The organism is Collinsella aerofaciens, assembly GCF_001404695.1.
GTDB lineage: Bacteria > Actinomycetota > Coriobacteriia > Coriobacteriales > Coriobacteriaceae > Collinsella > Collinsella aerofaciens_E.
This window is the reverse complement of the sequence record NZ_CZAQ01000004.1, coordinates 1-8,645: the sequence shown is the minus strand read 5'-3', so window position 1 is coordinate 8,645 and position 8,645 is coordinate 1. Positions and strand designations below refer to the sequence as shown.

Sequence of the window (8,645 nt, the reverse complement as noted above, 5' to 3'; positions counted from 1 at the left end):
CGCGCCGCCGCTGTTTGTGTTTGTGCCGTATAATGTCCACTACCTATGACGCGATACAAAAGAAAGGTGTTTGCCCATGCAGGCACAGAAGGCGGAGGGAACCCGCGACCTTATCGGCGCCGAGATGCGCGCCTGGCAAAAGATGCAGCAGATTGCGGCCGGCGTGTTCGAGCCGTTTGGCTTTAAGCCCATCGAGACGCCCGCGATCGAGCAGGTGGACGTGTTTGTCCACGGTATCGGCCAGTCGACCGACGTCGTGCGCAAGGAGATGTTCCGCGTGTTTAGCGGCGCCAACCTGGAGCGCGTCTTTACCGAGGGCACCGACACCAAGCTTAAGCCCAAGCAGCGCCTGGCCCTTCGTCCCGAGGGCACGGCCGGTGTGGTGCGCGCCGTCGTGGAGAACAATCTGGTGCCCCAGGGCTCCACGCCGTTTAAGGCCTATTACGCCGAGGCCATGTTCCGCGGCGAGCGCCCCCAGAAGGGACGCCTGCGCCAGTTCCACCAGGTGGGCATCGAGTGGCTCGGCGCTCCCGATCCGGCTGCCGACGCCGAGTGCATCATCATGCTCATGGAGTTCTACAAGCGCCTGGGCTTCGATCTGTCCAAGCTCCGTCTGCTTATTAACTCGATGGGCGATGCGCAGTGCCGTCCGGCATATCGCGAGCAGGTCAAGCAGTTTATCCTCGATCACGCCGACGAGATGTGCGACGAGTGCCGCGAGCGCGCCGAGCTCAACCCGCTGCGCGCCTTCGACTGCAAGAACGACCATTGCCGCGAGATCATGTCCGACGCACCGCTGATGGGCGACAACCTGTGCGACGAGTGCCGCGAGCACTACGAGCAAGTCAAGCGCTATCTGGACGCCGCCGGTATCGAGTATGTTGAGGATCCCACCCTGGTGCGCGGCCTGGACTACTACACCCGTACTGTCTTTGAGGTCGAGGCTCCCGGCGCCGGTGTCGGCTCCATCGGTGGTGGCGGTCGCTACGATGGCCTCGTTGAGCTCGAGGGCGGTAAGCCCACGGCGGGCGTCGGCTTTGCCGTCGGCTTTGAGCGCGCCCTGCTGGCCCTGCAGGCCTTTGGCAGCGACCTGGGTGCCGAGGAGGTCCCGTGCGTCTACGTCGCCAACGCCGGCAAGGAGCTGCGTCAGAACGTCTTTACCATTACGCAGCAGCTTCGCGCTGCAGGGATTGTGACCGAGGCGGACTATCAGGGCCGTTCGCTCAAGGCCCAGTTTAAGCAGGCCGATAAGGTGGGTGCCAAGCTCATCCTTGTCCTGGGTGGCGACGAGCTTGCTGCCGGCAAGGTCAAAGTGCGCGACATGGAGAGCCATGACGAGGTTCTCGTCGATCTGGCCAATGTGGTCGAGGCGGTTCGCGAGCGCCTGTAGCGTATCTTTTTGAGCTGCGGGCCTGCTAACGTGCCCTGCTCATGGAGAGCGATTGTTACGGGGGTGTTTCGCATTTATGCGGAATGCCCCCGTTTGCATATGCCGTCCACCGAGAAATACGACCATTTGGGGCAAAAAGCCTTGCAATGCAGAAAATACTTTTGTGTGGTAAAGCGCAATCAGCTTCGAAAGTTTTTGCCGAGTGCCTATAATAAATACCGCATGTTACGTGCATAGAAGGAGGAATGGGAGGAAACGTGGCTGAGAACCTAAGCAACCAGTCTGTACCCGAAGCCGCGGCGCGCGTCGCTGCCGTGGTCAACCGCCTCGTTAACCGAATCGGCTCGAATGCCGAGTCCAAGGAGCGTCTCGCCGAGATCGAGATCCCCGAGGAGCTGCGCGACAATCTGGCGCTGTTCTTGCGCCTGGAGCGCCGTGTGCTTAGCGAGTATGATCCCGAGATCGCGGACCTGTTCGACAAGATTTTGACAGCCGAGATTGTGGCCAATGCCGGCAACCCCGGTAGCCGTGCTGCCGATGAGTCCGTCGACGAGCAGGGCGTGCCCACTGCTGACGAGCCCACCGCCGTGGCGTTTCGCGAAGTCGTCGATCTGATCGACAGCCTGCCGCTCGATAAACAGCAGGTTATCGTCCGCGCCTTTACGAGCTTCTTCCATCTGGCAAACCTGTCGGAGGAGAATTACCGTGTGGCGCAGCTGCGCGAGCGCGAGGCCGGTGCGTCGACCGATACCGAGGTCGATCCCGCCAACGAACTCACCGTCGCCTATCACCAGTTGGTAAACGAGATGGGTGTCGAGGGTGCCAACGAGCTGCTCGGCAAGCTTGAGTTCCACCCTGTCTTTACAGCACATCCCACCGAAGCCCGTCGCAAGGCCGTCGAGGGCAAGATTCGCCGTATCTCCAACCTGCTGGAGGAGCGTCCGCGTCTGGGCGGCTCCGACCTGGTGGAGAACGAGCGCCATATGCTGCAGGAGATTGACGCCCTGGTGCGTACGAGCCCCATCGCGCTCAAGAAGCCCACGCCGGTCGAGGAAGCCGATACCATCATCGACATCTTCGATAACACGCTGTTTGACGTCATTCCCGTCATCTATCGTCGTTTTGACGACTGGGTGCTGGGCGACAAGGCCGGTACCGTGCCGCCGCTGTGCCCGGCGTTCTTCCATCCCGGCAGCTGGATCGGTTCCGACCGCGACGGTAACCCCAACGTCACCGCCAAGGTGAGCCGTGAGGTCGCCGCCAAGTATTTCACCCATATGGTGCTCAAGCTCGAGGACAAGTGCCGCCGCATCGGCCGCAACCTCACGCTCGAGGCCACCTACAGCAAGCCGTCTGCCGAGCTTATCAACCTGTGGAACCATCAGGTCGAGATGAGCACCCAGTACACGGCACGCGCCGAGCTGATCTCCGAGCACGAGCCGCATCGCGCCGTCATGCTCGTCATGGCAGACCGACTCAACGCCACCGTCCGTCGCATCACCGACACCATGTACCACAGCGCCGATGAGTTCCTGGAGGACCTGCGCGTCGTCCAGCGCTCGCTGGCCGCCTGCGGTGCCGTCCGTGCTGCCTACGGCCCGGTCCAGACCATCATCTGGCAGGTCGAGTCCTTCGGCTTCCATATGGTCGAGATGGAGTTCCGTCAGCACTCCGTGGTGCACGCCCGCGCCCTCAAGGATATCCACGAGAACGGTATCCATGGCGACCTGCAGCCCATGACGCGCGAGGTCATCGATACCTTCCGTGCCATCGGCTCCATCCAAAAGCGCTACGGCAAGAAGATGGCGCACCGCTACATCATCTCGTTTACCAAGAGCGCCCAGCATGTGGCCGACGTCTTTGAGCTTGCCCACCTGTCCTTTGCACACGAGGAGGATGTCCCCGAGCTCGACGTGATCCCGCTGTTCGAGCAGCTCGAGGACCTCGAGGGCTGCGTCGACGTGCTCGACCAGATGCTTACGCTGCCCGTGGTGCAAAAGCGCCTTGCCCAGACCAACCGCCGCATGGAGGTCATGCTGGGCTACTCCGACTCCTCCAAGGATGCCGGTCCTACCACGGCTATGCTCGCGCTGCACTCCGCGCAGGAACGTATTGCCAAGTGGGCCGAGAAAAACGATATCGACTTGGTGCTCATGCACGGTCGCGGCGGTGCCGTGGGCCGTGGTGGCGGCCCGGCCAACAAGGCCGTGCTGGCGCAGCCCAAGGGTTCGGTCAACTGCTTCTTTAAGCTCACCGAGCAGGGCGAGGTCATTTTTGCCCGTTACGGTAACCGCACGCTGGCTCAGCGCCATGTTGAGTCCGTTGCAGCCGCAACGCTTTTGCAGTCGGCCCCGAGTGTCGAGAAGACCAACACCGAGACCACGCAGAAGTTCTGGGATATGGCCGAGAAGCTTAACGCCGCAAGCCATGAGCGCTATCTGGACCTGCTGAACACCGAGGACTTTACACCGTGGTTCTCGACCGTGACGCCGCTGACCGAGGTCGGTCTGCTGCCGATCGGGTCGCGCCCGGCCAAGCGCGGTCTGGGTGCCAAGTCGCTCGACGACCTGCGTACCATTCCGTGGATCTTTAGCTGGAGCCAGGCACGCATCAATCTGGCCGCTTGGTACGGCCTGGGCACCGCCTGCGAGCAGCTGGGCGATCTTGACCAGCTCAAGGCTGCCTACCAGGAGTGGCCGTTCTTCCGCACGTTCATCGACAATATTGAGATGTCGATCGCTAAGACCGATCAGCGCATCGCCAAGATGTACCTGCACCTGGGCGATCGCCAGGATCTGTCCGAGAAGGTCTTCACTGAGATGCAGCTCACCCGTAAGTGGGTCCTTGCCATCGTCGGTGACGAGTGGCCGCTACAGCGCCGCCGCGTGCTTGGCTGCGCTGTCCGCGTGCGCAACCCCTACGTCGACGCCCTGTCCATCGCACAGGTCCGCGCCCTTCGCGAGGTGCGTATGAACCAGGACGAGATGGCGGAGGAGAAGAAGGCCGAGTACATGAGCCTGATTCTTTCGACTGTGACCGGCGTCTCGGCAGGTTTGCAAAACACGGGGTAATCGATAGCCCTGCGGCTCTCACCGGGACCCGATGGGTTTCCCTCTGAATGCGTCCTCGCACTTGAAGCCCCCTTATCCTGCTCCTTCGGAGCTGCGGATAAGGGGGCTTCGTGCTGCGGAATGCATTCAGAGGGAAACCCATCGGGTCCCTTCGTCCTCGGTCTTCAGGGATTGGGGCTGAAGGGATTAAAGTGCGCTTCGCGCCTAATGTGGAGTGCGGCGAGGGCTTCTTGCGTCCTGCGGAGTGCGCCGGGAAGTAAACATACGGCGGGCCCTGCGATGTCCGGTCTTCGGCGGATTACTGGCTGGGGGGAAGGATGGTGCGCTTCGCGCGTTTTGGATGGGGTTTGTCTTGGCGGCGCGTTTGGCGCCTCGCGCCTCGCGTCTTATCGATCGGGATTGAGATGCATGTGGCGCTTCTTGACTTACGACTGTAGCGGCCGCGGTCCCGTTTGGGATCGCGGTTGTTTTGTTGTGGGTCAAATATGAACGTTGTGTTAATGAGTCGGTGGACGGTGGTGTTTTTCGGTGAGCGGCGTATCCTTCCAACGGTTTATCTAGTGTGTCAGTTGAAAGGAAGAGGGCGCTCATCATTGTTTGAATGTGAACTGCCGTTTGACCACAAGACGTTGCATCTGGAGCTCGAGGATAAGAACTTCGCGGGTGTGATGGAAGGTCATCAAAACGAGTTTAAGACCACGAAATCGCAGGAAGAGCTAGTAGAGGAGTCGCTTGCCAACCCTTATGGCTCGCCTTCGCTCGAGGAGCTTTGTGCTGGCAAGAAGGATATCGTCATCATTAGCTCCGATCATACGCGTCCCGTTCCCTCGCGTGTGACGATGCCTATTCTGCTGCATCACATCCACTCCGCTGCGCCTGAGGCGCGCGTTCGCATTCTGGTTGCTACGGGTATGCACCGTCCGTCGACGCACGAGGAGCTCGTCAACAAGTATGGCGAGGAGATCGTTGCCAACGAGGAAATCGTTATGCACGTCGCGACTGACGACAGCATGATGAAAAAGATCGGCACCCTGCCTTCTGGTGGCGAGTGCATCATCAACAAGATTGCTGCCGATTGCGATCTGCTGCTTGCCGAGGGCTTCATTGAGCCGCACTTCTTTGCCGGTTTCTCTGGTAGCCGTAAGTCCGTCCTGCCTGGCATCGCCAGCTACAAGACCATCATGTACAACCACAACGGTCAGTTTGTGAACGATTCCCATTCGCGTGCCGGCAACCTGTGCCACAACCACGTGAGCGAGGACATGTTTGCCGCCGCTGAGATGGCCCACCTCGCCTTTGTGCTTAACGTGGTGCTCAACGGCAAGCACGAGGTCATCGGCTCCTTTGCCGGCGACATTCACAAGGCGCATGAGGCTGGCTGCGAGTTCGTGAAGAGCCTTGCCGGCGTTGAGCCCGTCGAGTGCGAGATTGCCATCACCACCAACGGCGGCTACCCGCTCGACCAGAACATCTATCAGGCCGTGAAGGGCATGTGCGCTGCCGAGGCCACGCTTCCCGAGGGCGGCGTGATCATCGACGTCGCCGGTTGTGCCGACGGTCACGGTGGCGAGGGCTTCTATCACAACATCGCCGACAACGATCCGGCAGAGTTTGAGCGCGCCTGCATCGACCGTCCTAAGGACGAGACCCTGCCCGACCAGTGGACGAGCCAGATCTTTGCCCGCATTCTGGCGCATCACCCTGTGATCATGGTCACCGATCTGTGCGATCACCAGATGCTCAAGGATATGCACATGACGCCGGTCAACACTATCGAGAGGGCGCTCAAGCTCGCCTTTGAGATGAAGGGTGCCGATGCCAAGGTGGCCGTCATTCCCGATGGCCTGGGCGTTGTCGTCGCGCAGCACTAGTGCGTGGCCCAAACGAATCGTTTATAACCGACAAGAAAGATAAGGTTTTATGCTTACCAAACTCCTCTGCGAATTCGGCGCAACGGCCCTCATGATCGTCTTTGGCGTGGGCGTGCACTGCGATACCGTGCTCAAGGGCACCAAGTATCAGGGCTCCGGCCATATGTTTGCCATCACCACCTGGTCTTTTGGCATCTCGGTCTGCCTGTTTGTCTTTGGCGGCGCCGTGTGCATGAACCCGGCTATGGTGCTTGCCCAGTGCATCGTGGGCCTGGTGCCGTGGAGCAGCTGCATCCCCTTCATGATTGCCGATATGCTCGGCGGCTTTGTGGGCGCCGTAATCGCTTGGTTTATGTATGCCGATGAGTTCAAGGCTTCCGATGGTGTCGTCGATCCCATTGCCCAGCGCAACATCTTCTCGACCAACCCCACCACCGAGGGTACGAACTATGCCCGTAACTTCTTCTGCGAGGCTATCTGCACCTTTGTGTTCATCAGCGCCATCCTTGCTGCCGCTAACCGCGCCGGCGAGAACGTTCTGATGCTCGCTATCTGCGTCGGTCTGATTGTTTGGGCTGTTGGCATGGGCATGGGCGGCATCACCGGCTTCGCCATGAACCAGGCTCGTGACCTTGGTCCTCGCATGGCCTATCAGGTGCTGCCGATCAAGAACAAGGCTGACAACAACTGGAAGTATGGCCTGCTCGTTCCTGGCATCGCTCCGTTTGTCGGTGCTATCGTGGCTGCGCTGTTTGTGCATGGTTTCTTGGGCATGTTCTAGTCCAAGGCTACATAGTTGTCCGCTGGCCGCATGGGGTAACTCCCCAGCGCGTCCTCGGACATGAAAGAACCCCCGCTGCGCACTGAACTGCCTCCCATTTCTTGGACACAAGAAATGGGAGGCCTTTTTATGGCTGGAAACGCTTTGTACGACGTCGGGATGAGACTGCGAGCGGCAGAGCTGCACGACGAGGGGCACGGCCGCGCGGCGATCGCGGCCCTTCTCGGGATGTCGGAGGAAACCGTGAGAGAATGGCTGTGCACCTACAGGTCTGCTGGTATCGAGGTTCTGGCCATGATGGGAAAGAAGCACACCGCCTATTCGTTCGAGACGAAGCTGGCCGCCGTCAGGGCGGTCGTCGACGAGGGCATGACAAAGCCCGAGGCCATGGAGAAGTTCGGGATAGCCTCGCCAAGCCCTTTCAAGAAATGGCTGAAGGCCTACAGGGAGGAGGGCCCGGAGGCGCTCAGGCCAAAGCCAAGGGGGAGGCCGAGGGGGTCCGGCTCCCCGTCCGGGGAGACGACGCGCGAGCAAGAGCTCGAGCGCAGGATCAAGAGGCTCGAGGCGGAGAACGCCTACCTAAAAAAATCGATCGCCCTGAAGGCGGAGAAACGCTCTCGAACGGCGAGAAGGCCGCGGTCGTGAGCGGGCTTTCAGGGCAATACCCCCTCGCCGACCTGCTCGAGTGTGCCGGCCTGGCGAGGTCGAGCTACTACTACGCGCTGTCGCACCCGAAGGCTCCCACCAGGCCCGAGCTCTGGGAGGCCGCCGCCGAGATATTCTCGCGCACCGCCAACGGGTGCGGCCACAGGCAGATCGCCATGTGCCTGCGCGCCGAGCAGGGCGTGCGCATAGCCGACAAGACGACGCTGAAGATGATGCGCGAGATGGGCATCAGCTGCGGGATCCGCCGCGAGACCGACTACCACAGGTACAACTCGTACAGGGGCAAGGTCGGAAAGACCTTCGAGAACGTCATCGGCAGGGACTTCGCCGCCGACGGGCCGTGGGAGAAGATGGGCACCGACGTCACCGAGTTCAAGCAGCCCTGGGGCAAGGCCTGCTTCGCGCCGGTCTACGATTTCGGCAGCAAGGAGATCGTCGCCTGGTCCACGTCGCTGCATCCCAACATGGCCCAGCAGCACGAGCTGCTCGACCAGCTCGTGTCCAAGATGCCCGAGGGCTCCAGGCCGGTCCTGCACTCGGACATGGGCTGGCAGTACCAGCAGGCCGGGTGGTGCAAGCGGCTGGAGGAGGCCGGCGTGGTGCAGAGCATGTCCCGGAAGGGCAACTGCATCGACAACGGCGCGACGGAGCAGGTGTTCGGCCATATGAAGGACGAGTTCTTTCGCGGAAGAAAATGGCCCTGCTTCGAAGACTTCAAGAGAGACCTGGACGAATACATCATCCATTGGAACACGAGAAGGAGGCAGGTTAAACTGAAGGGACTGACCCCGGAGGAATTCCGGAATCAGTCCCTATGTGCGGCGTAGGCCGCTTATTAGCCCGTCCAAGAATTGGGGCGCAGTTCA

Annotated in this window: 6 protein-coding genes; all 6 read left to right on the top strand. The window is 60.7% G+C overall.

Annotation, left to right across the window (positions count from 1 at the left end; all coding sequences use genetic code 11):
- The first annotated feature begins 76 nt into the window (after positions 1 to 76).
- Positions 77 to 1,390, top strand: coding sequence for a histidine--tRNA ligase (gene hisS / locus AQ996_RS01735; RefSeq protein WP_055250486.1), 1,314 nt, complete (start codon positions 77 to 79; stop codon positions 1,388 to 1,390).
- A gap of 257 nt (positions 1,391 to 1,647) precedes the next feature.
- Positions 1,648 to 4,461: a phosphoenolpyruvate carboxylase gene (locus AQ996_RS01730; RefSeq protein WP_392397606.1), complete on the top strand. Its 2,814-nt coding sequence runs from the start codon at positions 1,648 to 1,650 to the stop codon at positions 4,459 to 4,461.
- A 593-nt stretch (positions 4,462 to 5,054) separates the two neighbouring features.
- Positions 5,055 to 6,332: a nickel-dependent lactate racemase gene (gene larA / locus AQ996_RS01725; protein WP_055250485.1), complete on the top strand. Its 1,278-nt coding sequence runs from the start codon at positions 5,055 to 5,057 to the stop codon at positions 6,330 to 6,332.
- A gap of 49 nt (positions 6,333 to 6,381) precedes the next feature.
- Entirely contained in the window at positions 6,382 to 7,113 is a 732-nt protein-coding gene (gene larD, locus AQ996_RS01720; RefSeq protein ID WP_055250484.1) for a D/L-lactic acid transporter LarD, read from the top strand.
- A 129-nt stretch (positions 7,114 to 7,242) separates the two neighbouring features.
- Complete coding sequence (locus AQ996_RS10055) at positions 7,243 to 7,758, top strand: helix-turn-helix domain-containing protein (RefSeq protein ID WP_055250482.1); 516 nt, start codon at positions 7,243 to 7,245, stop codon at positions 7,756 to 7,758.
- Entirely contained in the window at positions 7,701 to 8,606 is a 906-nt protein-coding gene (locus AQ996_RS01710) for an IS3 family transposase (protein WP_253274588.1), read from the top strand. The genes AQ996_RS10055 and AQ996_RS01710 overlap by 58 nt, the downstream gene beginning before the upstream one ends.
- Positions 8,607 to 8,645: the final 39 nt, after the last annotated feature.